This window comes from Flavobacterium sp. GW821-FHT12A05 (assembly GCF_058807735.1).
This window is the reverse complement of the sequence record NZ_JBXAQY010000004.1, coordinates 298071-324240: the sequence shown is the minus strand read 5'-3', so window position 1 is coordinate 324240 and position 26170 is coordinate 298071. Positions and strand designations below refer to the sequence as shown.

Annotated in this window: 21 protein-coding genes; 13 read left to right on the top strand and 8 right to left on the bottom strand. The window is 32.5% G+C overall.

Annotated elements, in window-relative coordinates; genetic code table 11:
• The first annotated feature begins 49 nt into the window (after positions 1-49).
• Genes AC1RRQ_RS11105 through AC1RRQ_RS11095 form a run of 3 tightly spaced genes read left to right on the top strand, consistent with a single transcriptional unit; the run spans position 50 to position 3428 of the window.
• On the top strand, positions 50-1723 hold the full coding sequence (locus AC1RRQ_RS11105; RefSeq protein WP_493023089.1) for a toxin-antitoxin system YwqK family antitoxin: 1674 nt from the start codon (positions 50-52) through the stop codon (positions 1721-1723).
• 14 nt (positions 1724-1737) lie between these two features.
• Positions 1738-2607, top strand: a complete 870-nt coding sequence (locus tag AC1RRQ_RS11100) for a BatD family protein (protein WP_493023088.1) — start codon at positions 1738-1740, stop codon at positions 2605-2607.
• 2 nt (positions 2608-2609) lie between these two features.
• A complete protein-coding gene (locus AC1RRQ_RS11095; protein WP_493023087.1) occupies positions 2610-3428 on the top strand; it encodes a hypothetical protein in 819 nt (272 codons plus the stop codon).
• Positions 3429-3447: 19 nt separating this feature from the next.
• Here the strand turns inward: AC1RRQ_RS11095 and AC1RRQ_RS11090 are convergent, their stop codons facing one another.
• From AC1RRQ_RS11090 to AC1RRQ_RS11075, 4 genes are all read right to left on the bottom strand, one after another.
• Positions 3448-4101 (bottom strand): response regulator, encoded by a 654-nt coding sequence (locus AC1RRQ_RS11090; protein ID WP_493023086.1) that lies wholly within the window; start codon positions 4099-4101, stop codon positions 3448-3450.
• Between the two features lie 4 nt (positions 4102-4105).
• Positions 4106-4765, bottom strand: a complete 660-nt coding sequence (locus AC1RRQ_RS11085; RefSeq protein ID WP_493023085.1) for a sensor histidine kinase — start codon at positions 4763-4765, stop codon at positions 4106-4108.
• A 110-nt stretch (positions 4766-4875) separates the two neighbouring features.
• On the bottom strand, positions 4876-5514 hold the full coding sequence (locus AC1RRQ_RS11080) for a hypothetical protein (RefSeq protein WP_493023084.1): 639 nt from the start codon (positions 5512-5514) through the stop codon (positions 4876-4878).
• A gap of 10 nt (positions 5515-5524) precedes the next feature.
• Positions 5525-6175: a hypothetical protein gene (locus tag AC1RRQ_RS11075; RefSeq protein WP_493023083.1), complete on the bottom strand. Its 651-nt coding sequence runs from the start codon at positions 6173-6175 to the stop codon at positions 5525-5527.
• Positions 6176-6490: 315 nt separating this feature from the next.
• Between AC1RRQ_RS11075 and AC1RRQ_RS11070 the strand changes: the two genes are divergently transcribed.
• The 4 genes from AC1RRQ_RS11070 to AC1RRQ_RS11055 all read left to right on the top strand — a co-directional run bounded on the left by AC1RRQ_RS11070 (position 6491) and on the right by AC1RRQ_RS11055 (position 11368).
• Positions 6491-6913, top strand: a complete 423-nt coding sequence (locus AC1RRQ_RS11070; protein ID WP_493023082.1) for a hypothetical protein — start codon at positions 6491-6493, stop codon at positions 6911-6913.
• A gap of 144 nt (positions 6914-7057) precedes the next feature.
• Positions 7058-7357 (top strand): hypothetical protein, encoded by a 300-nt coding sequence (locus tag AC1RRQ_RS11065; protein ID WP_493023081.1) that lies wholly within the window; start codon positions 7058-7060, stop codon positions 7355-7357.
• Between the two features lie 295 nt (positions 7358-7652).
• Complete coding sequence (locus AC1RRQ_RS11060; protein WP_493023080.1) at positions 7653-8195, top strand: Riean_0653 family protein; 543 nt, start codon at positions 7653-7655, stop codon at positions 8193-8195.
• Positions 8196-8212: 17 nt separating this feature from the next.
• Complete coding sequence (locus AC1RRQ_RS11055) at positions 8213-11368, top strand: T9SS type A sorting domain-containing protein (RefSeq protein ID WP_493023079.1); 3156 nt, start codon at positions 8213-8215, stop codon at positions 11366-11368.
• A gap of 238 nt (positions 11369-11606) precedes the next feature.
• Here the strand turns inward: AC1RRQ_RS11055 and AC1RRQ_RS11050 are convergent, their stop codons facing one another.
• From AC1RRQ_RS11050 to AC1RRQ_RS11040, 3 genes are read right to left on the bottom strand one after another with little or no spacing between them, the layout of a single operon-like run.
• Entirely contained in the window at positions 11607-11957 is a 351-nt protein-coding gene (locus AC1RRQ_RS11050; protein ID WP_493023078.1) for a hypothetical protein, read from the bottom strand.
• 2 nt (positions 11958-11959) lie between these two features.
• A complete protein-coding gene (locus AC1RRQ_RS11045) occupies positions 11960-15736 on the bottom strand; it encodes a DUF6443 domain-containing protein (RefSeq protein WP_493023077.1) in 3777 nt (1258 codons plus the stop codon).
• A gap of 12 nt (positions 15737-15748) precedes the next feature.
• The gene (locus tag AC1RRQ_RS11040) at positions 15749-18922 is read right to left on the bottom strand and encodes a hypothetical protein (protein WP_493023076.1); all 3174 of its coding nucleotides are present in this window, start codon (positions 18920-18922) and stop codon (positions 15749-15751) included.
• A 908-nt stretch (positions 18923-19830) separates the two neighbouring features.
• Here AC1RRQ_RS11040 and AC1RRQ_RS11035 point away from each other — a divergent pair.
• A complete protein-coding gene (locus AC1RRQ_RS11035) occupies positions 19831-20808 on the top strand; it encodes a pyocin knob domain-containing protein (protein ID WP_493023075.1) in 978 nt (325 codons plus the stop codon).
• 156 nt (positions 20809-20964) lie between these two features.
• Here the strand turns inward: AC1RRQ_RS11035 and AC1RRQ_RS11030 are convergent, their stop codons facing one another.
• Entirely contained in the window at positions 20965-21594 is a 630-nt protein-coding gene (locus tag AC1RRQ_RS11030) for a nitroreductase family protein (protein WP_493023074.1), read from the bottom strand.
• A gap of 267 nt (positions 21595-21861) precedes the next feature.
• On the opposite strand from AC1RRQ_RS11030, the gene AC1RRQ_RS11025 reads away from it, so the two are divergent.
• From AC1RRQ_RS11025 to AC1RRQ_RS11005, 5 genes are all read left to right on the top strand, one after another.
• A complete protein-coding gene (locus tag AC1RRQ_RS11025) occupies positions 21862-22914 on the top strand; it encodes a DUF1852 domain-containing protein (RefSeq protein ID WP_493023073.1) in 1053 nt (350 codons plus the stop codon).
• A gap of 30 nt (positions 22915-22944) precedes the next feature.
• Entirely contained in the window at positions 22945-23976 is a 1032-nt protein-coding gene (locus AC1RRQ_RS11020; RefSeq protein ID WP_493023072.1) for a methionine synthase, read from the top strand.
• A gap of 58 nt (positions 23977-24034) precedes the next feature.
• Positions 24035-25027 carry a bile acid:sodium symporter family protein gene (locus tag AC1RRQ_RS11015; RefSeq protein WP_493023070.1) on the top strand — a complete coding sequence of 331 codons (993 nt, stop codon included), beginning with the start codon at positions 24035-24037 and terminating at the stop codon, positions 25025-25027.
• Between the two features lie 77 nt (positions 25028-25104).
• Complete coding sequence (locus AC1RRQ_RS11010; RefSeq protein ID WP_047775354.1) at positions 25105-25557, top strand: Lrp/AsnC family transcriptional regulator; 453 nt, start codon at positions 25105-25107, stop codon at positions 25555-25557.
• A 42-nt stretch (positions 25558-25599) separates the two neighbouring features.
• The gene (locus AC1RRQ_RS11005) at positions 25600-26169 is read left to right on the top strand and encodes a Crp/Fnr family transcriptional regulator (protein WP_493023069.1); all 570 of its coding nucleotides are present in this window, start codon (positions 25600-25602) and stop codon (positions 26167-26169) included.
• Position 26170 lies beyond the last annotated feature (1 nt).

Below are 26170 nucleotides of genomic sequence, written 5' to 3'. Positions count from 1 at the left end.
TCAAGAAACAAAATTCCTATTCACCTAATTTTTAAACTTCAATCAAATAATGCATTTAAGATATATTTTAATTTTAATCATAACAGTTAATATTTCGTTTTCTCAAACAAAATTTGTTGAGAGAAAATATAACGGAGGAACTGAAAAAGGTAATTTGGATGCAGAAGGACTGCAAACCGGGTTGTGGCAAAGATTTTATTCTAACGGAAATATCTATGAAGAAATAAATTTTTTGAAAGGAAAATACAATGGTCAGCGAAAAGAATATTATAATAAGGGACAGGTAAAAGTGATTTCTAGTTATATAGATAATAAATTAGACGGAGAATGGCTGTCGTTTTATGAAAATGGTAGAAAGCAATCTGAAGGAAAATATTTAAATGGTGAAAGAAACGGTACTTACAAAGAATATTATGAAAATGGAGATTTGGAAAAGATTCAAAAATACTATGATAAAGGAGGTCGTACAAATTATATCAGGAAATACGATGAAAATGGAAAGGTGGTTATTACAAAAGACTTAAATGAAAAAGGAGACGGTGTTTATGAAGTAATTCGAGATGATGAAAGCATTAGAATAAGAGAGGTGTATAAAAACCATAATAGAATTTCTGAAACAGATTTTTACGAATCAGGTATAAGAAAGAAACAAGATATACATGGATATGAAAATCCAAAAGATAATAGCTGGCTTCAAAAAGAATACGATAAAGCGGGTAAACTAAGAATTGAGAGGCTTTTATATCCTGCAAAAGAAAGTTATAAAAAGGTTTTTGGAGATTCTATACAAGAATTATATCACTATGCTGGTACATATTATTCTGGATATTTTGAATCTCATTATTACAACGGAAACATAGCAGAACAAGGTAGTTATAGGGCAAACTTCAAAGATGGATTATGGAAAATTTTTTATAAGGATGGAAAATTAAAATTTATAGGAAAATTTGTTTCTAAAAATCCACAATTAAAAGACAGTACACATACTTATTATTACCCTGACGGGCAGATTGAGAAAATAGAACATTACCAGATAGTAGAATCTAAAAATGTTAGAGGCGTTTTTTCCAATCAGAATGCTGGCAGTTGGAAAACGTATTATAAAAATGGAAATTTAAAAGAGCAGACTGATTATCCGGAAATAAGCAATGAAAGAAACGACTTGCCCCGTAAGCATTTTGTTTATTTTGAAAATGGAAAATTAAAACAGGAAGAATCCATATTACAGAATGGAAGATTATCAGGAATTTGTAAAACCTATTTTGAAAACGGAATTTTAGCTTCTGAAATAAATTATTATAGCGGGAAAAAAGACGGAAAAGCGACAGAGTATTTTGAGAACGGAAAAATAAAGTTTTCAGGATTATACACTTGGGATGAAAAAAATGCAAAGGAATTGATTTATTATTACCAAACAAGTTCAGAAAAGAAAGCAAAGAGAGTAACATATAATGAACAAGGTAGAGTTGAGGAACTTTTTTATCCAGACGGCAAAAAAATGGCAGAACTTACCTATACTGGAAATGGCAAAAATTATAAGGATATTAAAGTTTTTAATGCTTCAGGAAAAATGGTGACTCTTAATGAGTTTGCCTCAGTCGACAAGAATTTTAAAGTAAAAGATTGTGTGATGCTTTATGATCAAACCGAATCTGTTATAGATTTAGAAATTGAGTTTCAAAACGAAAAAAGATCTTATACTTTTAATAAAACGTTCAAATAATTTAAATCTTCAATATGAAATTTTTTAAAATAACTCTTGTTTTTTTACTGCTGCAAACTTTAAATTCAATAGGGCAGGAAGTGAAGATTATTGTAGACAAATTAGATTACAATATTACAGATAAAATAAAAGTAACCTACAAGAGTGAAAGCAATATCGATAATATAGGAGAATTAGACCAAAGCCAATTCAAACTTATAGAAGGTCCCTCGACAACTGTTTCTCAAATGTATAAGAATGGTGAAAGTAAATATGAGAAAACATATAGTTTTATTTTAGAACCTCGCAGAGCAGGAAAAATAGATTTGCCACAATTAGAAATGTATTTAGACGGAAAGATTTTAAAACCAGAAAAGCTCTTTTTAAACATTGCAGGTACGTTATTGACAGATAAGGAAGTAACTGCAAAAAAGAAACCCGAAGATTCTTATAAAGAATATACTGCCCGAAATGTTTTTAAAATTAGTGCGCCTGCCTATCTTGAACGAGTAAATGTATCAAGTCGTGATGCAGTAATTTGTTTTAGAAATACTGCAAAAGATATCATGGCTTTTGTCATATTAGTAAAAAAAGAAGATATTACGTTATCAGGAAGAAAATTAAGTTCGCTTCTCACTTTTCATAACGATATTGTTAATGGCTATGCAAAAGATTTGAAAAAAAAGACTGTGTCTCAAGTCAAATCTTCTAAAGTGAATGATATAAATTTTACAGAAACAAATCTGACTTATGTCGATACCGAAACAAACGAAAATTATTATTATTTTATCGGGTCTGCTGAAACTAAAACAGTGTTGTACAGTTTAATTATAAAAACACTTGCCAAAAATAAAGATCAATTAAAAACAGATTTTCAAAAGATATTATACAGTATAAAAGACTAAACATGAAATTTAAAATATTATTTCCGGTACTTTTTTCTATAATGTTCCATTCCTATAAAGTAACGGCGCAAGAAATAAAAGTTGAAATCTCAAAATTAAAATTTAGTGCAGAAGAAGAAATAAAAGTTACCTATAACATACAAAAGGAGATAGATTCCCTTAAACTAGAAAACCAAAATTTCGAGATAATAAGTAATCCCCGTAAAATTTCAAACCCGGGAAGCACAGAGGTTTCATTTATTTATAAGGCTTTAAAAACAGGACGAATAAAACTTCCAAGGGTTGTTATGTTCATTAACAATGAAGTAATAAAATCTAATGATTTATTTGTGGAAATTACAGAACAAGAACTTAAAAAAGAAGATTTAGAGCTAGTTCCTTATACAGCGGGTTTTACATTTAATATAAGTTTACCACCTTATTTAAGCAAAACATCAGGCATAAGTCCAGATTCATCAATAGAATATAAAAGCGAGAAAAATGATGTTCATGGTTATGTAATTGTAGACAATAAAAAAACTAATAATATACCTTATACATACTCTGCGACCGATTATCGTGACGAGATCTTGAAAGATTTTTTGATAGATGAAGAAAAAAGAGAAGTTTCTAAATCAGAGTTTTTTAAGAAAGGAGATGTAAACTTTATCGAAACAGATGTGACTATTTTCGATAAACAAAAAAAGAAAACCTTATATTACTTTATTGGTATTGCAGAAACAAGCAAAGCTTTTTATAGATTTATTTCTTGGACATCAGAATCGAATAAAAATAAGGTGAAATCTGATTTCGAAAATATTCTTTATAGCATTAAAGACTAACAAATAATCGTTGTTCTGATTACAAAAAAGGTTCAGTCAATCGATGTTTAAAAGAAAATAACACAAGTCCTACTTTTGATTTGATATTATATTTATCAAATAAAGCTGCTCTGTAAACTTCAATAGATTTTATGGAGAGGTTCATAATTTCTGCCATTTGCTCATAAGTTAATTCCCTTTCGTCACAAACTAATTTTAAGAAATCAAATTCACGCTGCGTTAAAACAATATTACCTCTTTTCTCATCATTGCCATCATAATTACGAACGCGTTTAAGAATTTCAGAAACGTTGTTATATCCTATTTTAATAATATTGTCAATAGCAAATTTCAAATCGTGTGCTGTACAATTTTTATGCAAAAAACCTCTGGCGCCATGATGATAAGCTGCATCAATTATTTGCTCATCAAGATGTTGTGTCAACAGTAATACTTTGTACTCTTCCTCTTTTTTTTCTAGTGCCTGCAATACTTCAATGCCATTCATATTAGGCATGGAATAATCCAGAATGTAAATATGTGGAGAGGTGTTTATTGGCAAAGCCTGCAAGAAATCGTCACCATTATCAAACTCATGAATTACTTTGTAGTTGCCCATTTTATGTAACAGTTCTTTTAGTCCCTGTCTTACAATAGCATGATCGTCGATTATACAAATAGTAGTCTGTTCCATACTTTTAGTTTTTTTTATTTTCTGAAAGTGTAATTTCTGTGCCTGATCCTATGTGACTTTTTACAGCTAAATGATAGTCTATATTATCGGCTCTGTTTGCCATGTTATTCAATCCTAAAGATAATTTGCCTTGTTTCTCGGCAGAATCAAATCCTTTGCCGTTATCTGCAATTATCATTTTAAAATCGGGGCTGGTTGTTATAGAAATACTTATTTTAGAAGCTTTGGCATGTCTAAAAACATTGTTGATGCATTCTTGAAAAATGCGATAAATGATTATTTTTTCATTATCATTAAATTTCTTCACCTCAATTTCTTCAAAAGAGTAAACAATCTCAATTTTGTCATTTTTTTGAAGTCTCTTTATTTCTGTGATTATGGCTTTTATAACATCTTGCTGTAATAACAATTGGCTGTTTAGGGCATGACTGATGCTTCGTATGGATTGTGATAAATTCCCTAGTGATTGTGATATTGGTCCTAATATTTCTTCCAGTTCGGGAGAATCCAGCTTCATGTTTTCTATTTGAAAATTGATGTATGTTAACTGCTGTCCGGCATCATCATGAAGTTCCTGTGAAATATTATTCAATACCTGCTCTTGAGTTTCAATTACAGTTTGAGTAATAGCTTTTTGAAAATTGAGATCTTTCTCATGCAGCATTTCTGTGTATTTTTTTATCTTATCAAAATAAAGACGAATTAGAATAACACAAAAAAATAGTATTAAACCAATGAAAAGAAAGGCGATTATTATTCCTATTACGACTTGATTCATTTGTAGTTATTTTTTTCTCTGTAGATGTAGATATTAATTAAAGAATAATAGGCTATACAAACTATATTAACAATGAAAACATATAGTGTAACCTGACCAAATAAAATTTTTCCTGTAATCTCCAACGGTTTAAACCCCAACAGTAATCCCATACCAAAAAAGAAATATACCGGTGCAAACAGCAATAAATAATTATTGGATAAGAAATACATTAAATTCTCTTCTCTTAACTTCCTGTAGCTTTCATAAATAAACAGTATGACATAAAACAGCGCACCAAAAACAAAAGTGTAATAGTTATAAGTATTAACTATTTCGATAACTATAAAATTAATAATAGAAAATAGTGCAAAAATGCATAGTATAATATTGGCCATTTTTTTACTGCTTATGTTTTCTTTAAGCGCCAGTATCCACAAAATATCATGAAAAACGATACTGATATTAAATGGTATTCGAATGGACTTATTATTATATACTAAAATAGAGTTTACCAGTTCTGTAATAAAAACTACAAATAGAATGGAAAGCAGATAGCGGTGCATTTTAATTTTACAGCGAAGATTCCATAAACCAAAAAGCAGCGTTATTACAACGCATGCTTTTATTGGATTTATGATATCAAATATATTCAATTGTATTTATTTACAAAGGTACATTATCAGTCGGAATCACTTTAGGATCAGTCGAATAATCATAATAGGGGTTTCCTTCGAAAGAATTTGTAGCGCTTGGGTCTGTAACTACTTGAATAACAACAACCGGTTGTAAAGACCCACTAGATTTTTGATCTAACTTGGCAAAGCTAAAGTGAAACTCTGAATTATCATCTTTGGCGTATTTTTTTGCCAGAGTTTTAAATAAAACCGGGGAAAAACGAAAAGTTTCATCATCAGAAATGTATCTGTCTACCAATGTCAATCCGGTAATTGTATCTCCCTTGTAATCTATATTAACGTAGACATCATATCCATGTGAACCAATTATACTTTTAATATCCCCCCATTTGCGAACATATCTTTGTTTTTGCTCTTTTATACTCCCTTTAACTCTATGATCTACTAGAATAGACTCTTCCATTGTGCATTCACAAACACTATCACCGTACTTTTTTAACCATTCAGTTTTCTCGTCAATATTTTTCGACTTATAATAGCCTTCTAAAGTTAAGCAATCAGTCAAGGGAGTAGCATTGTCTGCCTGAGTTTCGGTGTTTACAGTCGTGCTGTCTTCTTTTTCTTTTTTACAGGAAGCAGTGGTTAAAGCAACCATTAAAATTAGAGTACATTTTTTCATGATTAAAGTTATTTAAGGGTTAATAATTTATTTATTCAAATTTTAAAATTCCTCAAATTAAGCCGCTAGGGTAAAACCCTAATTTATAAGATTTTACCCCTATTAATCAATTTGTAAGCTAAAATAGCAATTTTCTCTTGAATAAGCTGTATTACGCTGAAAATCAATTTTTAGGCAAAAAACTACAGCTGGTTTAGGTATTTACCTAAGTAATAAAATTGCTTGGTAAAGTAGTTTTGGAATATCAATTTAATTGAATTACCAGGCAGCCGAAAAGGGTAGTATAGAGTAGGCATTACTATAAAATTTAAAATTATGTATTTACAAAATTTAGATCTCGAACCACTTAATTACAGTATTATTAAAAACGAACTGTTGGATGATGTTGACAATGAACCGACTCCGACCTTAGAGGAAGTAAAAGAAGGCCTGGCTCAAATGTATCAGCAGGCCAGCCATGCTACTGCACAACTCTACTATTCGAATCTGGAGAGCTTAAAACAAGTAAGAAATGCAAGCTTCTCTATCTCGCTGGCAGGCTCCAGCTTATGGCAAAAATTAAGAACTTTTCTTTGTGGATTTCTTTCTCCAGATTCAACTGCTTCTGAGATCATTGATAAAATAATGGAATTTGTTACCTCCTATATTCCTGGCGGAATTTTCATTGGTATTTTGGTTAAAAAACTCGTTAAATATGTGCTTAGTCTTGGATATACACAATTATGTCCTCTAAGTTAATTGGAGCACAAAAAAAGGATCGATGTAGAAAATAAGCTTTTAATTTCCTTTTTCTCTTTGTTTCTTGTTGATTATTAACTGTTTAGTTTTTAGTGAATTACATTGTTTTTTTACACACATTTATTTAACTTAAAAATCTTTATTATGAAAAAAATTATTATTACCTCATTCCTAATTGGAGCTTCTTTTGCAGTAAATGCACAAACAGGAGAAAAAACTGAAAGTCAAACGCCGCAAAGTGCGCAACATCAAAGTCCCAGAGAAGCGAGTAATGAAAAAACTCCGACAACAAGAACCGCAAGTTCTAACAAACCAGTAGAAGCACCACAGCCTAAAAAAACACAATCGGTGCCAGGAACAGGTGAAACAACTACACCAAAACCTGCTGAAAACAATAGCAGCAGATCTTCTGGAAAAAAGAGTAGTAGTGCTACGCCTCAATAATCCAATTTGTTTTTACAGATTTTAAAAACATAAAAAAATCCCATTTCTAACGAAATGGGATTTTGATTTTTGTGACTTTTAAAGAACAAGTTTTTATAAATTTTTCTGGAAGATTTAAGAGAATTGGCTTGCTATCCATTACAAACAACTCCAAAAGATAAAAAAGAGGTATGATATTTAGATTTTTGTAACTTTAAAAATCATATTTGTTTTAAAAACAATTAATTATGAAAATCAATGTAAACTTTATCTTATATTTAAAAAAATATTACATCTTTACTAAAAAATTAAAACTATGAGAAAAATATTATCATTATTTATAATTTTATTTCTCTTTTGTTCTTGTGACAAGGACGGTAATATTATATCCGAAAAAGAAAAACTGCCGCCAATAACAAATACTGGCGCAAACACTGTAGGATGTCTAATTAATGGAAAAGTATTCCTGCCGCATCAAAGCGGTATTAATCCTTCAGTAAATTGTTTTTATCAGATTGAAGGGGGAGAACAATATTTCGTTATGAATTTCGCAGATTATCGCAATGGAAAAAATGAAATGGTTGTACTAATGCTCAGAAAAATTGAAGTAAAAGAAGGAGAGGTTTATAAATTGAATAAAACATTTACTATAGCACCTGAACTAACTGGAGCATTAGGAGTTTATAGTTCAGCAGAGAGTCAGTTATTTTATACTAATGAAATAGTGACCGGTGAATTGAAAATAACACATTTAGATATCTCAAAATCAATTATCGCAGGCAGTTTTTGGTTTGATGCTGTAAATGATAAAGGTGCAAAAGTGGAGATAAGAGAAGGACGTTTTGATTGGAAATATTAACCTTTAAAAAAAAATAAATGATAAGAAAAATTACTTTTTGTGCATTCATTCTGCTTTTTAATATTCTTTCGGCCCAGCAGACGCAGAATGCTGAATTCAAAAACGCTGCCAACCAGGTATTTCAAAACTTAGACAAATCGCGGATTCCCAACGGGATCTTACTTGATTATGGTATGGATTTTACCAATCTCTTGGCTTTTGATGGTGTCTTACGCGATTCTACATTAACCACCTCCCAAACAATTACAGATATTTACAAAACGCTATTAATGTCCAGGGTCACCCAAAGTTCATCTGGATTCATATCGATGCAGGAATACTCAACGAGATGGTACTCACAGCGTGAGCCCGGAGTAATGATATTAAGCGGACTGTTTTTTAATTACAGTAAATTTGATGAAAATGCATATCCATCTAAACTAAATTATACGAACAATCAGTTTTCCGATAAATTTACCAGCGGTGTATGGCAGAATCCTTACATCCAAAAACAAGTATTTGCTATATCGCCGGCAGTAAATACGCAGAATGAGCTAAATCTAAAAGTAAAGCTGCCTTCGAATCTTTTTCTATCCAATAACAGCGCCGGAATTCAAAATATTCAAATTGATTTTTCGAATAATCAAGGTTATCAAGTAGTTAATTATAATCAATTAATCAATGTAAATTATTCCGCGGAAGGCTATTATACATGGAGATACAAATTAACCCTTACCAATGGACAGATTCTAAATGGACACTCCAAAGTAAAGATAGGTAATCCAATTGTTGGAGAGTGCATTAACTGTGAAGCACCAATTGGCCCTTATTTAAAAACGGCATCGACTCAAACTAATTATGATAAAGCTGATGATAAAATCCCTATTACAGCAACTACTCCGTACAAAAATCAATTCGGTAAAGCGGTGCTTCATATTAACTATGCCAGTCCCGATCATCAAATACGTAAACCTCTAATTGTTGCAGAAGGTTTTGATTTGGGTGTCATAGTAAGCCCCGAACAAGAGGAAGGACTAAACACCAGGCTGCAGTTTATTAATAAATATACTTACTCTGGTTCAGGCTTACCATCTGCTCTCAGCTCATATGATATAATTTATGTTAATTGGAACAATGGGGTCGATTTTATTCAAAAAAATGCATATGTCCTTGAAGAGGTTATTAAGTATGTCAATGCCAGAAAAGCGGTAATAGGAAGCACAACTCCAAATGTAATTATCGGCCAGAGTATGGGCGGATTAATAGCAAGGTATGCACTTCGCGATATAGAGCTGAACAGAAACTTTAATCATGATACTAAAATGTACATTTCGCATGATGCACCGCATCTGGGCGCTAATACTCCCTTAAGCGTGCAGTATGCTATGAGACATATTCGTAATATATATGTAAGCTCACCAATTGCTATGATTACTGGTGAATCTGATATTCCTGTTATTTCAAATCTGGCAAATGGAATTATCGACCTTATAAACAGTAATAATGGTAACAATACTGATCTTAATGAAATTGATTATGTAACTCCTTTGACTGTTTTTTCAGCATCAGATGCTCCAGCGGCAAGACAGATGATGGTGAATTGGATGAATAGAAAGTATGAAATAAAAAATGGAATTCATGATCTCTGGCAGCAGGAACTGACTGCCATGGGATATCCTCAAGGTTACCCAGGCAAGCCAATTAGAAATATTGCCATAGCAAACGGAAGTGAATGCGGAGTCCTTCAGCCTGATAACGGGAATATTATGAGTTATATTAAGACTGCGGGAAGCAATACTGCGTTGTCAAATTATATAGGTATACTAGATGGAGTTTATGGGACTTTTTTATCACGTCCTGATATTGTAAGTGTTGGTTTATTACCAGGCAATTCTAAATGGGAAATTAATTTTCAGTCTAAATACATGACTGTATTAAATGACAATAAAAACATATATCACGGTAGTATAAAATATAAGAAAAAAGTTTTATGGTTTATTCCGGTATCTATTACAGTTTCTGAAAAAAACGCTGCTCAGCCAAGCAATATTCTTCCCTATGATATTTACGGAGGAGGCAGGCAGCAAACCTCCACCAGTGATTTAGTTCTGGACGGAATAGTTTCAAATTCTTTTAGCTTTATTCCCACGGCGAGCGCACTTGATATTGGAAAAGGTTTGGTTACACTTAATGATAGTGATTTCAGAAAACCATATGCGGGAGCAATTCCTCCTGCTGCTCCGAAAAATACTCCATTTCAAAATTTTGTGACTGATTTTAATAAAAGCAATCCTTCTGCCAGTAATTCAGGACATATCAATTTTAATGCTAGAAATGGAAACTGGCTTGCATCAGAGTTAGAGGCATTGAGTAACCCAGCCCTGATTCCAAGTTTAGTAAACTGTTCCTACATGTGTTCTGATTTTGCAATTACAGGAAACGAAACATTATGTGCCAGCGAAGTTTATTCTGTACCTAATCTCAGCTCTTCCTATAATTGGACAATTACCGAAGGATCAAATTTGGTAACCCTTACCGGAAGTAATACAAATACGGTTGTATTAAATCGGACATCAGTATATTTAACTGGCAAAGTTACGTTAAGTCTTAATTTAGGGAATGACAATTGTGGTAATAAAACTCTAACAAAAATTATTACTGTTGGAACCCCAATTGCAGTAAGCTATAATGGACCAGGTCCTTATGGGCAATTAGATGTAATTATAACTGGTAATTCCGGAAGTTATTTTAAAATTTACAAAGGTGAGTCAACATTGTTATCTAGTTCCGAGACGGGAGGAATTAGAACAGTGAATTTCGGCTGTAGTGGGGGATTATTAAAAGTTGAGGCAAATACTCCGTGCGGAATTGCTACTGCTCGTGTTTTAGTTTCGGGAGGATGCCCAAGAACATCTAGAATATCAAATGCGGTAGAAAATACTTCTTTTTACCAAATTTACCCCAATCCATCGAGCCACATCATTAATATCTCATTGTTTGACGAAACGATAACACCAAGCCCGCAGGTTCCTATAACGGCAATATTGTATGACTTGAATGGACAGGAAAAAAGAAGTGTGAGTGTGGTAAACAATACCGCTTCTATAAATGTAAGCGGCCTCAAAAAAGGAATACATGTCCTGAAAATAAATATAGATGGCGTTACTGAAAGTCATCAGGTTATAATAGAATAATAAAAGCTAAAGACGAGTTGTCAGCTTTGCCTGCGACTCGTTTTTTATTTAAATGTTTTGAGAATTATTATAGTTCTACTCTGAAATAATCGTGAAATCCTAAATGATGAAATGCTGCTATCAATTCAGGTTTTGTAAGATTAGGAAAAGTAGAAAATAACATAGGCGATCATTTGATCGCCTATGTTATTTTTGTTAATACTTAAAAGATTATAATTCTATCATTAAACATTATCAATTATATAGAACCCTCTTTTTTTAAGTAGAATTTTTTGTTGATAACACCTTTTCTTACTTGGTAAAGTTTTTTTCCTTTCAATTTAAAAACTAAGGTATCTGGAGGATATCCTAATTTTGATGAATCTAAATAACAGATTATTCTTTCCTCTTTTATTATAAATTTCCCGCTTGAAAAATTACTTATTGTATGTATTTCAGTTTTTTCTACTGTATTATCAGGATGTAGAGTGATTTGAAAAAAATCACTCTTGTTTCCTCGATAAGTTGTATTATACTTTCCATAAATATTTTTACTACAAGAAGTAAATAGAATAAAAAAGCCAATTAATAATATAATTATTCTTTTCATACTTATTTGGGTTTATATGTTGTGATTCCAATTCTAAATGCAGCATTATGCTTATCTGCAAATGATTGAGGATCTTGTTTTATTGCAGCAGCATTAGGATGATTAACAGAATTAATAGGCCCTGAAGGAATTTTATCGCTATATATTCCTTTAGCTAAAACATCTGCTGTTGAATTTATGTTTTCTTTTTGACCAAACATGGCTCCTCTTTGATAAGCTTCTACCTCATCAGATAAATCATAGAATAGAAGCTTGCCGCCAGATAGATTAATACCTCCGTTATTTTTAGTTAAACCAAGTGTAGTTTCTCCTTTTTCAAATTGATACATATGTTTTAATTCATGTGAAAATAGACCTAAATCGGTACCTGAAGAGACAGTTAATTGAACTCTATTATTATCACTATTAAAAGTTGTTTGATTAGTAGTTGTAGAACCTCCTAACATATCTCTTTCTGTATTGCTGCTATTATTTACAACGTCATAAACTTGTGATGAGGCTGCTAATACGGCAGTTTCTCCTCTTGTAGTTTCTAGTTCAGTATTTTCACTTTTTAGACGTGCGATCTTATTTTTAAGTGATTTTTCACTTTGAAACCATCCATATTTACCTGATGCAATAGTTTCTTCAGCATTTTTAATAGATTGACTATTTGATGCTTGCCTTGAATTAATTTCGGCAATTAACCTATTAACCCACTTCCAGGCATCCTCTGTAAATTCATTACCATCAACATCTAAATATAATATAGGATTATTTCCTGCATAATGATATGGTGATAAAGAAATAAATTTTTCAGATTTATTATCAATAGATCCCCATCTTCCAATATCAGGCATATAATTTCTAGCTCCATAATCATACACATTAAGTCCCAGCTCATCCTGGAGCTCCTTGCCGTTGTATTTATATTGTTCAGATACAACATTTCCATAAGTAGGATTAGGATTGTTATTGTACCCTTGGTGCTCTAATCCAAATGGATAATAATTATTTTCTTCAATAATATCGGTAAGGCCAGAACTTATGTTTTTGGCATAACTCAATCTAATATTTCCTAGATGATCTTTATATTGAAAAACATACGAATAACTACCCGCTTTATTGGCTACATATCCTTCTTTTGTTGGGAAATATTGAAGTTCAGTTGCTTGTGAATTTACTTTCTTGTATTGAAAACCATTTAAATACTCTGTTATTGTTGTATTTGCTGAAGAAGTTTCAACTACAGTTTTTTTAACTTTCTGGCCTGCAGCATTGTAAAGATATGTAATATTTCCTGTTGAAAGAATAATTTTAACAGGCAGGTTTAAATGATTATAGGATATGTTGGTTATTCCTTTATTGGCATCGGTAAGCATATTTCCATTGATATCATAACTGTAATCGTCGGCAGTATCTGCCGCACCATTTACAGCATCATCTTTAAATCCATATTGATCTATAGGCGCATCATCGGTTACTTTCATTAATTTATTTCCACTGTCATAAAAATAAGATAAATTATCCATTTGTCCATAATTTGATGGAATCGATGTAGAAGGGCTTGGTACGAGTGCACCTGTACGCTGAAGTTTTAAAATATTACCATTTTTATCATACTGGATATTATCTTCATTAAAGAATCCAGAATTGTCTACTGCACTTTTTAACCTATTTAGTAAGTCATAACTATAGGTGTAGTTTCTAACACTTTTATCTGTATTATCACTTGACCAGATAGTCTGACTGATATTTCCATTATACAATCTTTTCGATGTATCTGTAATATCATTATAGTTTACCTGAAAGGCAAATAAATCTTTAGGATCTGTACCCGTAATTAATTGGTTTACATTATTGATTCCTTTAAGCCATCCTCTGACATTATAAGTATAATCAACAATTTGCAGAGGTGCTGCCTGAGTATTCCCTACCTTTTTTGAGACTAATTGCCCTAATTCATCATAAATATAAAATGCTAAAAATTGGGTATTGTTTGAAATAGTTTGTTTAACAGATTCAAGTCTATCTTGTGCCGTATAAGAGTATTCATCCTTAATAGAAATCACAGACTCATTAACTGCTCTTTGATGTTCTGTAATTGTATAGATCGTTTTTCCTGAAAAATCAAAATTAGTGTCTATTTGGTTATACCCGCCCAAGTAATTGGACGTATTAGTACGGATAGGTCTTGCTTTACGATCATAAAGTGTATAGCTTAATTCACCTTTTATCGGGGCTGTAGTAGCCTCCAAAATTCTTGTCCATGAACCGGTTAATAATCCTTTTGGTTTTACAGATGCATTATAATAAACAGGCTGTTGTGCCACATTGTTAAATGCTGTAGGCGCGCCCGGATAATCATAATTGTCATAATACTTTATCGAAAGGATATAATAAGTGCTAATTGGCGCTGTAGATGAATTGTTAGGCCATACTAAATTTGTATATCGTGTATCAACATTATTAATTGTGCTAATAGTTGAGCTTGTTTTCGTTTCGCTAAAATTTACTGTTTCGGCATTTCTTGCATCTTGAAGATTTTTTCTCTCAGTCGAATTTATAGATGCTGCAGGCATCCATCCTGTGATAATAGGTCTGTCAAAAGCATCATATTTTGTAATATTCCAGCCTGCAGCACCAGCAGCTGTATTATCAAAAGGAGAATTAGCAGGGCCCGTAGCTACAATTCTATTCAGGTTATCATAAACTATGAATTCCCATTGTTTTCCAGGTAGTTTTTTTTCTATTAATCTATTTCGAGAATCATACTTATATTGATAACATAAATTATTTAAGATAGTATCATCTCCAATTTGAATTTTAGCTGTAAAAGTACTACCGCTTTTAGCATTAAAACCAGAAAGTAAAGTTATACTGTTTGATGCTGATAAATTAAGTTCATTTCCTGATAAAATAACATCTGTAGAGGTTAAATCAGCTTGAGTTGATGTATTTGTAAAAATTAAATCTGATGCTTTTGGCGGGATAACAAAACTAAGATTCCCAAAATCATCATAAACATAATAAGTATCGAATCTTTCGCTTACTGCATTAGCTCCTGTGGTACCATAGGTCCTTTTTAAAATAACTTGGCCTTGTTTATTTTTAAACTCAATGGCTGAGCCATTATTTTCAGAAGGTGAATTAGCTGTATTTTCATCATAAGTAACCATTTTAAATAAATCATTGGCATTATAATATCCATTTTGCACTAATGTAGTAGAGTAGGTGTTGTTTACATTTACAATATTGGCACTAAATTTTTTTACCTGATCCTGATTAACAGCTGATCCCGAATTAGTCTGATAATCAAATTTTACTTCGTGTCCTCCGCCCATTTTCCAATCATTTCCTGGAGCAGCCTGCCTTAGAACACGATTTAAAGGAGAAGCCTCAAATGCTTTTTGAGAATAAGGATTAAGAGTGTTTTGGTACTTTACGGTGTTATAAAATGGATTAATATCTGTTAATGCACCAGTTTTATAATCAAGCGAAGCAGCTGTAGTAGGAACATAAGAAAGATAATCTTTTACAATTCGTCCAAAAGAATCATACTCTATTGGTGTAACAACATCTTTTCCACTTCCAGATTGTCTGTAAGCTACTTTTTGAACAGGACGGCCAAGACCATCAAAATAAGTAATGTTTTCAGTTGCCTGAGACAATGTAGGATTTGGTATAACTGAAGCTGATTCCGCTTTATAGGTAGTTGATTTTATATAATTTTCTGTCTGAGTCTGACCTAATACTGCAACAGAAAATAGAATAAATGCTATGATGATTATGTTTTTCATATTTCTCTTGAGTTAGTTTTTGTAATTATAATTGGTCTCTGATAAAATTTTACTTTCATTATCTTTTACAAGATACAGTCTGTTAAAACTATCATATTCATAATAAGTTGTAATACCTTTTTGATCAGTTGTACTAGTCATTCCAATAAGTGGTTTGTAGGTAAAAATCGTCACTTGAGCATTACTCAAACTTGTTTGTAATGGAAGGAGCATAGTGCGAATTTCCAAGTCAGTTAAGGGTATATTATTATAAATAATCTGCGGTGGGCCAGGAGAGACTATAACCTGTTTGTATCCATTATTTAATTGAGTTAATACTGCTGTACCTAAAGCATTTGTAATTTCCTGATACGTTGCATTTACAACTTTTGCTATTGGGTATTGATTATTATATCCCCAGATGTAGCTTTCGGTAATACCATTTGTTGGCTTTATTTCTAAAATATTTCCTTTAGTATCGTATTTTGGAAAAGATAATGATTCTTTATATCTGCTATCGTAAATAAAACCTGTTGGTAAAATTGTTGAAAGACTAAAAGTATTGGCATTAATTGGCTCATTGGTTTCCAGCTCAAACACTTTTTCTACATTTAAATTTTCAAAATAATTTAATTTACCACCGGTAACATATTCTACTCCTCCTTTTATAATAGACTGGCTTATTTCGACTGGAACATTAACAACATTATTTGAGACTAATGCAGCCATATCATGAATTTCATTTGCAGCGGGTATTGTGCTTAAAGGTGGAAATGAATAATCATTTGCATATCTATATTTCGTTTGTTGGGTAACATTGTTCGAACCAGTATTGCTTTCTGATGAAAGTTGTAAATGATTAGGACTAGTATATAAAAAATCCGATTGAGTTATAATATCTTGACCATTAAATTTTTCTGTTACAATTTTACTCTTTAACTCAAATGAGTTGAAGTATTTTTTATAACCCTGAACCCAAATACCGCTCAAATGATTTATTGAAACATAATTATTATTATCTTTTGATGAATTTGGATTGTAATCTACAAAATCATTATACAAGTAATCAATTGTTTTCTTAGCAATACCATCCTGAGAGACAAATTTCTCTTTCGATTTCAATCCTCTGATCGAGCTATAATCTAAACCATATAAATTTTTAAAGTTTTTATATAAATTTAATGGAGTTATTGTAGTTGTATTATCATTAGTCCAATTACGTAAATTATTGGTATAAGGAAGTGAGATATCAGGTTTGTCGGAATAATTATAAAATGAATGCTCAATATAGCCGTTACTACTATTAATTTCATATACTTTAGAATAACCAACATTGTAGCTGTCGAGTGTATTCTGCTGAACATTACTACTGGACTTTAAGAATAATTTTTGAATAGAACCTGGAGCAGTAAATTCAAAATAATAAACATATCTTGGCCAATTTGATAAAATACCAGACGATACAGTATTGGATATATCTGTATTGTATTTGTATTCCTTTATATTTGATACTACACCTTGACTTGAATAATCTGTTTGTTTTTGTATTCTTGTTCCTCCACAGATTCCTTGTGCATCTACTAAAACAGGCAGGAATAAACTACCTGAATTTCTTTCGATTCTTTTACTGTAAAGGTGCGGCTCATATTCAAAAACAGTAAATCCTTTTGTTGGGTAAATTATTTTACTTAATAATGCTGAAGATCCGTATAAATAATTAGCATCTCTAGAGGTATTATTTAAAGTATAATCACCAGTTGCAGAATTATAAGTATCAAAGGGAGCATATTGCGTATTTGTGTCCTTTCCGTTCCAAAATCCCCAATGATCTATTCCTGTAGTGTAATAAGCAGGTAAGTTATCAGTTTTACTATATTCAAAAGAATGTTTTTTACCAGCAGTTGTTTCCTGTAACCCAGTCAAAAAAGGTCTTTTATTAACACCACCTAAATCCTGATATTCAAAAACATGTTTTTTAACAAGTATTGAACCATCTTTAAGTTCAATATTATCTATTACAAATTCATTAAAATACAAATTAGAATCCTCAGTATGTTTAATTGGATATCCTTGACTTTTATAATTTATTGATATATTTATATTATTGTATGTAATCTTTTCCAGCATGGATCTTTTTAATAGAGTGTATGAAGTACCTGTTGCCGGGCCACTTGAAGAAGAAGTATAACATCCTGAAACTCCTCCCGGACAATTTCGAAATTCATCGATTCGGGTTCCTTCTTGATAATAACTATCCAGGCTTAAGATTTTTGCGTTTTGTAATAAATTAGTAGAACTGGTCATCATTTGACAAAAAGAACTATCTAAGGTTCCTTTATAATAATCAAAAGTGATTACTTCGCTATTTGCCATTATGATTTTAGAAATATTAAAAGAATTTATCGTTGGAAAGCCATAAAACCCATCCTTACTTAAACCAGATGTGCTTCTGCTGTATGATACTTCATATTTTGAAAAATCACCACCAAAAAAATATTTATTGCCATTTCCATCTGTTAATATTATTTCAGAATCAAGAGGCAGACAATATCCGTTTCCACCATAGGTTTTTAATCCACTAATATCAACTTTTAAGTTTGGGTCATTAGATTCAACCTTTACAACCCCATCGTTACCTATCATAAATTTACCTCTAAGGCCTAAAATGCTAAAGCTAAATAAATCTGGTTCGCCTTCATAACCATTAATACCGGAACTTAATTCCCATGTTGAAACAGTTGCTGTACCCACACCGCTGTTTAAATCATAAACCTGCTCTTTAGAAAAAGGTTTAAGACGAACGCCTTTCAAATATCCATGGATATCCAATCCATACAAAGAGCCTGGTACGAGAGATGTTGGATTCCCTTCATATTCATCTGGCAATCCATTAATGTTTCTGGATATTTTTCCTCCCACAATTAGAGACCAATTCGTACCGGCAAGATCTGTTTTTTTATGTGGTACAAAACCAGAAGAATCGTATGATAATACAACTGGAATATTTAATGATTTAGCTTGAATATCACAAATTGGAATTTTTAAGTCTACAGATCCTGCGAAAAGGTTTATGGGGACATTTCCAGCTTTTTCAAAGGAATGAGTTTCTGGTGATTTAATACTGATAGGATTTCTATCCTGTGAATGAAGTAAATTAACCGATAGTAATAGGATTGTACAATTTAAAATCTTTTTTAGATGCATCATGGCTTAATAAAATGTTTTTTTTTATCAATTAAGTGGTAATTTTCTTGGGTTATTAACTGTATTTTAACAAGTTTTTTAATACTACAAGAATAGTCGATTATTTTAAATTTGCCAAATAAAATCTAAAACTATTTTTATTAAATCTAAAAAATAAACTTTTATATATTTTAAAAACTCATGTAATTATTTGATTTTAGTTTATTGTGTTGTTTGTGGCAGTAAGCACATTTTGATCTATTTAGGAGAAGCATTCAAATTGCAAATTTTTAAAGTTTGATCAAGAAAAATGTTTCAGAGGAAAAAGCCGCTATTATTTTTTCCAAGAGCGGTACTTAGATTAATAAGAAATAAGCGAAATTATTTTGTGTACTTTATGAAAGATTTAAAGAGATTGGCTTACTGGAAGTAGAGGCTGTCTTTTATTGGCTTTGATAATTTGGTTGAGAATGATTTGTTTAACTATGAAGGAAATTTATTAAAATGAGGAATCCCGTAAAGTTTTAGAAAGCTTATTTAATAGTTTTGACAAAGAATTAATTTTCTTAAAATGTGTTTATGAAAATAATCTTGAGACCTCAACGGGTATTCAAAAACATTTAGTTCACTTAATAAACATAGCTTTTCACCTGTATGGAGGAAACGTCTGAATTGGTATCACAAACATAAACAACAAGTTAGACGTAAATAGAATGGGCCATTCCAAAGAAGTAAAATTTGATATGTCTGGCTGGTAAGATTTTGAAAAATGGAATTAATCTTGGGGAAATGAATGTAAAACTTCTGCAGAAAATTGAGGAATTGACTCTCTACATGATTGAAATGAAAAAAGATAATCAAGCTTTGAATAATGCAGTTGAAAAACAGAATAAGGAAATAGAACTTTTGAAGATAAAAAACAATAATCAAAAATGAAACTAAAATTAGTTATAACAATAATTATTATTAATACTCTTGTTTCTTATGCTCAACAAATAGGAAATGGATATGCCAGTCACTTACTGGATTTTAATACTCCTTTATTCTCAGGAGTATATGGAGGTCCTAATGCTATAGGAAAAGCACCAGATAATAGTCATGATTGGCAGCATTTATTTGTTATTAGACATGCAAATTCAGAAAATAATTACCAATTCCAGTTATCTTCAACTTATAGTGAAAATGATAAATTATTTTTTAGGAAAATCGATAATTCAACAAATTCAGCATGGTATGAATTGGCAACAAGAGGAGTAAATACTTTCACAGGAAATCAAACTGTTTTAGGAAGTTTAAATTTATGGGAAGCAAGCGAGAGCCGACCATATGGTCAAAATGTAGAAAGTAAATCAGTTTTAAAGCTTTCGAGAAGTGGCACTAACGGATATAGCTGGAATGAACATGCAGAATTCAGAATTGGTCATGGAGGAACAGGAACAACTGGAAGTAAACTAGAGCTATTTGTTAATGGTAGTGAAAATACAACTTCAATTCCAGATCAACAAGTGATGACATGGAATTATAACGGAAACGTTGGTATTGGACAAACAAATCCATCAAATAAATTAGACGTAAACGGCACAATACATTCCAAAGAGGTAAAAGTAGACATGACAGGCTGGTCAGATTTTGTATTTAAAAAAGAATATAAGCTGCCTACACTTGAAGAAGTTAAAAAACATATTGCAGAAAAAGGTCATTTAGAGAATATTCCAAGTGAAGAAGAGGTTTTGAAAAATGGAATTAATCTTGGGGAAATGAATTCGAAACTTCTTCAGAAGATTGAAGAGCTTACACTGTATCTAATCGAACAGGATAAGAAAACAGAACAATTAAAAACTTTTATTTCTGACCAGAATAAAATTATATCAGAACAGAATAAACGTTTAAAAAAACTTGAAAATAAGTAATGAAAAAACTAATTACACTTTTACTATTTGGGTTTTGTGCTTTTGCAAATGCCCAGCAAAAAATCACTTTCAGCTATGATTCGGCTGGTAACCCGAAGATTTAGAAAAATACCTCAAGAAAAATTTAAAATAATGCTAAACTGTGACCGGAAATTACTAGTAAACTTTTGTAACCATTTCATCTATAGGTAAACGAACTTTTTTCGTCGCTGCCATATAGTCTTTTTCCGAATCACGATATCCTAAAGCGAGGATAACTGTAGAATGCAGCCCTTTTTCTTTCAAACCCAAAACGGCATCGATAGTGGCGGCATTAAATCCTTCGATTGGAGTAGCGTCCACTTTTAATTCTGCCGCAGCAATAAGTGCAGTTCCTAGTGCAATATAAGCCTGTTTGGCTGCCCAATGGGCTTTTTGTTCTGCGTTAATAGCGCTGAAATAGGAATGCAATCCATTTCTAAATCCTGATAAGGCACCAGTATCAAGACCTCTTTGCCTTTCTGTCATTGCGATGTAGTCGTCAATGTAAGTCGAAGACATATCAGTGAATGCAGCAAAGACCAACAAATGAGAGCAAGAGCTAATCTGTCCATTATATGAATCAGCACCTAATTTTTTTTGGATTTCCGGGTTGCTTACAACAAAAACACGGTAAGATTGCAGACCACAAGAAGATGCTGAAAGATTTATAGCCTCTAAGATCTGATCGATCTTCTCTTCTGTTACTTTAATGTTATTGTAAGCTTTTGCGGCGTAGCGCCATTTTAAATTTTCTATCAAATTCATTGCTATGTCTATCTTAATTTTTGGCAAATATAAATGATATTGTTTTCTTTTTCGAGTTTTTGAAGCGCTCTGGGAAACTCTAAATCAATAATCTCAGGCCACTAAAGAATATTTATCTGTTTTTCTTCATTATTATATTTGTTTAAGGATTAATATTCTTTTAAAATATATTTTAAAAGAATGATTAACTGAATTTATGTTAAAATAAAAATATTAAATCTTTTATTTTCAAATTTGCAGGGTAAAAAAACTAAACATTATCATCAGATGAAAGCGAACATACAAGAAGATAAGGGAATAAACGAAAAGCAGAATATTGAAAATACCCAGAATACAATCAAGAATGATTTTGCATTCACACTAAAGAGCACTTGTTTAGATGAAAACTATCATCCCTCAAGTGAAACGCGTTTGACAACCAATTTTGCAAACCTGGCCAGAGGAGGTAATCGCCAGCAAAACTTACGTAATGCATTAAATATGATTAACAATCGATTCAATGCATTAGCTCATCTGGATAATCCAAAAGCAGATCGTTATCTTGTAGAACTTGAAATCATTACAGTAACGATGAGTATTGATGATAAAAATAGTATTAACAATCTACCGCTGATTGAAGTTTTAAAAACGAATATTTTTGACCGCAAGACTAACCAGCATATCGAAGGTATTGCCGGAAATAATTTTTCGTCTTATGTTCGTGATTATGACTTCAGTATTTTATTGATCGATCACAATAAAAATAAACCTAATTTTTGTATTCCTGAAAATTTCGGCGATTTGCACGGAAAACTTTATAAGTGCTTTGTGAATTCAGCCACTTATAAAGAGCACTTTAAGATGTCACCGATCATTTGTCTAAGTGTATCGAGCAACAAAACTTATACTCGCACTGAGTATCAGCATCCAGTTCTGGGTTTTGAGTATCTGCAGGATCAGTATTCTATCACTGATGAATATTTCTCTAAAATGGGCTTAAAAGTTCGTTTTTTCATGCCTCAAAATAGTGTGGCACCGATGGCTTTTTACCATTCCGGAGATCTGCTTGCTGATTATACTGATCTTGGATTAATCAGCTCAATCAGTACGATGGAGACTTTCCAGAAGATTTATCGCCCTGAAATTTACAATGCAAATTCAGTGGCTGGGAAAATCTATCAACCCAATCTTAAACACGAAGATTATTCACTGACTCGTGTGGATTATGACCGCGAAGAGCGCAGCCGATTGGCTGTTGAACAAGGTAAATATGCAGAAGAGCATTTCATTAAGCCTTACAAAAGTCTCCTCGAACAATGGTCTGCTAATTTTGCCCTTTAATTGATTACAACGCATTAAAACTATACTACTATGAAGAAATTATTATTACCTACCTCTATTGTTGGAAGTTTACCCAAACCTGCCTGGCTTGCACCACCCGAAAAACTTTGGTCACCATGGAAATTAGAAGGCGATCAGTTACTTGAAGGAAAACAAGATGCTTTACGTATTTCGCTGCAGGAACAACAATTGGCAGATCTGGATATCATTTGTGACGGCGAGCAGACACGCCAGCATTTTGTAACAACTTTTATCGAGCATTTAAGCGGTGTAGATTTTGAAAATCGTAAAATAGTAAAAATCCGTAACCGTTATGATGCGAGTGTTCCAGTGGTTGTAGGTGAGGTTGCACGTCAAAAAGCAGTTTTTGTGGAAGATGCTAAATTTTTACGTAAACAGACTAACAAGCCAATAAAATGGGCATTGCCAGGTCCGCTGACAATGGTAGACACCTTGTACGACGACCATTATAAAAGCCGTGAAAAATTGGCGTGGGAATTTGCGAAAGCACTCAATGAAGAAGCAAGAGAACTTCAGGACGCAGGGGTAGATATTATCCAGTTTGATGAACCTGCATTTAATGTCTTCTTTGATGAAGTAAACGATTGGGGAATGGCAGCATTAGAAAGAGCCATTGAAGGTTTACACTGTCAAACTGCGGTTCATATTTGCTATGGTTATGGAATACAGGCAAATACTGATTGGAAAAAGACATTAGGTTCAGAGTGGCGACAATACGAAGAAATTTTTCCGAAAATTCAAAAATCTAAAATTGATATAGTGTCTTTAGAATGTCACAACTCCAATGTGCCTTTAGATTTAATGGAACTTGTTCGAGGTAAAAAAGTAATGGTAGGTGCCATTGATGTGGCAGCCAACACTATTGAAACACCAGAAGAAGTAGCTGCTACCCTGCGTAAAGCCCTTGAGTTTGTAGACGCCGAAAATCTTTACCCTTCTACAAACTGCGGTATGGCCCCGCTATCTCGAAACGTAGCCAGAGGCAAGTTAAGTGCTTTAAGTGCAGGAGCAGAGATTATACGCAAAGAACTTGGGATTTAGTCTCAATATATTAATAATGGAGTCCGTGCTTCCACGGAGGAATAATATTTAAAACACATTGAAGAAATTATTAGAAGTATTAAAAAAAGCAGGTTTCGACGGTTTCCTGTTAATGATAGCCACCATGATTCTGATGGCTTATTTTTTGCCAAAGCCAGGTATGGTCAAAGAACCTATTTCGCTGGAGGAAATTGCCAATGCAGGCGTTTCGTTGATTTTTTTGTTTTATGGCTTACGGCTAAGTGTTGAGAAACTAAAAGCCGGACTTTCCAACTGGAAAATGCACATTGTCGTCCAGTTAACAACCTTTTTATTTTTTCCGCTCATTGTTTTGGCATTTCGCCCGTTGTTTGTCAATAACGGCTTCGAGCTGCTTTGGCTGGGTGTGTTTTTTCTGGCAGCATTGCCGTCTACAGTTTCCTCTTCCGTGGTCATGGTTTCGATCGCTAAGGGAAACATTCCCGCAGCCATTTTCAATGCAAGCATTTCCAGTTTGATTGGAGTAGTGGTTACACCACTCTGGGTTGGGCTGTTTATAGCTTCTGCGACAGGCGATTTTGATGTTACTCAAATCGTCATAAAGTTGATTCTTCAAGTCTTGCTGCCTGTCATCATTGGCATAAGCCTCAATTCCCGTTTTGGCGCCATTGCCGAAAAATACAAGAAACAGCTTAAATACTTCGATCAGGCAGTTATTCTAACGATTATTTACACGTCGTTTTGCAAGTCATTTTCCGAACATCTTTTTGAAGGTTTCACCGCCCTTGAACTTGCCGGACTCGCTGCAGGGATGATGGCGTTGTTTTTTGCCGTATTCTTTTGTGTCGGACTACTCAGCCGCCTGCTTGGTTTTTCAGATGAAGACCGTATTACTGTTTTATTCTGCGGGTCTAAAAAGTCATTGGTACATGGCACCGTTATGTCAAAAGTACTTTTTCAGCACAGCACCATCACCGGCATCGTATTGCTGCCGCTCATGCTTTACCATGCCTTACAATTGATTGCTGCCAGTATCATCGCTCAGGGTATGGCTCGACGAAAAGAAGTATAATAAGATTTTTATGTTGTTTTTGGTTATATTTGAAGAATTTTATTCTGTCTTATAAATAAATTAAACCAAAATATTCTATGGAGCAAATAGACGATATTGATCTTCAGTTATTAAATATACTACACGATAATTCTAAGTATACAGTAAAAGAGCTTGCTAAAATGGTAAATCTTTCGGCATCGCCTGTTTTTGAGCGGATTAAAAGATTGGAAAACAACGGCTATATTAAAAAATATATAGCCCTGTTGGATGCAGAAAAACTAAACAGAGGGTTTATTGTTTTTTGTAATATCAAACTTAAACAGCACGATCGTAATATTGGGAATCAATTTGTTAGTGATATAATGAAAATAGAAGAAGTTGTAGAATGTTACAATATCTCAGGAGATTATGATTTTTTAATGAAAGTTTCTGCCAAAGACATGAAGCATTATCAGGATTTTGTGTTTAATAAATTGGGATCAGTCGAAAGCATAGGGAGTACCCAAAGTACCTTTGTTATGTCGGAGATAAAAAATATGTATGGATAGTTCCGCGTTCCCTGCTTTTAGTGAAACCTAAAAATATTTAAAGTGTATAAACAATTAGAAAAATATTTTAAATCAAGAACTGAAATTGACGATAAGACACTTTCTTATATTTACTCATATTTTAAATTTAGGAAAACCAAAAGAAACGAATTTCTGTTGAAAGAGGGCGAAATCTGTAATAATTTCTACTTTGTCAATAAAGGCTGTATCCGACTATTTAACATTAATAAAGAAGGTGAAGAGGCAACAAGATATTTTCATTTTGAAGATTCCTTAGGAACTGCACTGTCCAGTTTAATCAATCAACAACCTTCATTTGAATTTATGCAGACTATTGAACCTTCGGAACTGTTAGTGATAAACCGCGAAGATTACTTTCATTTGGTAAACAATGTTCCTCAGTTTGGGTTTATTTACAGACAGATTTTAGAATTAGCCTACATAAAATCCCAGGAACGTATATATTGTTTTCAAGGTCTAAATGCGGTAGAAAAAGTCCGTTGGGTTTTAACAAACCAAACAAAATTGCTGACAAGGTTGTCTAATAAAATGGTTGCATCTTACCTAGGACTTACTCCTCAAACATTAAGCAGATTAAAATCAAAGATCTAAA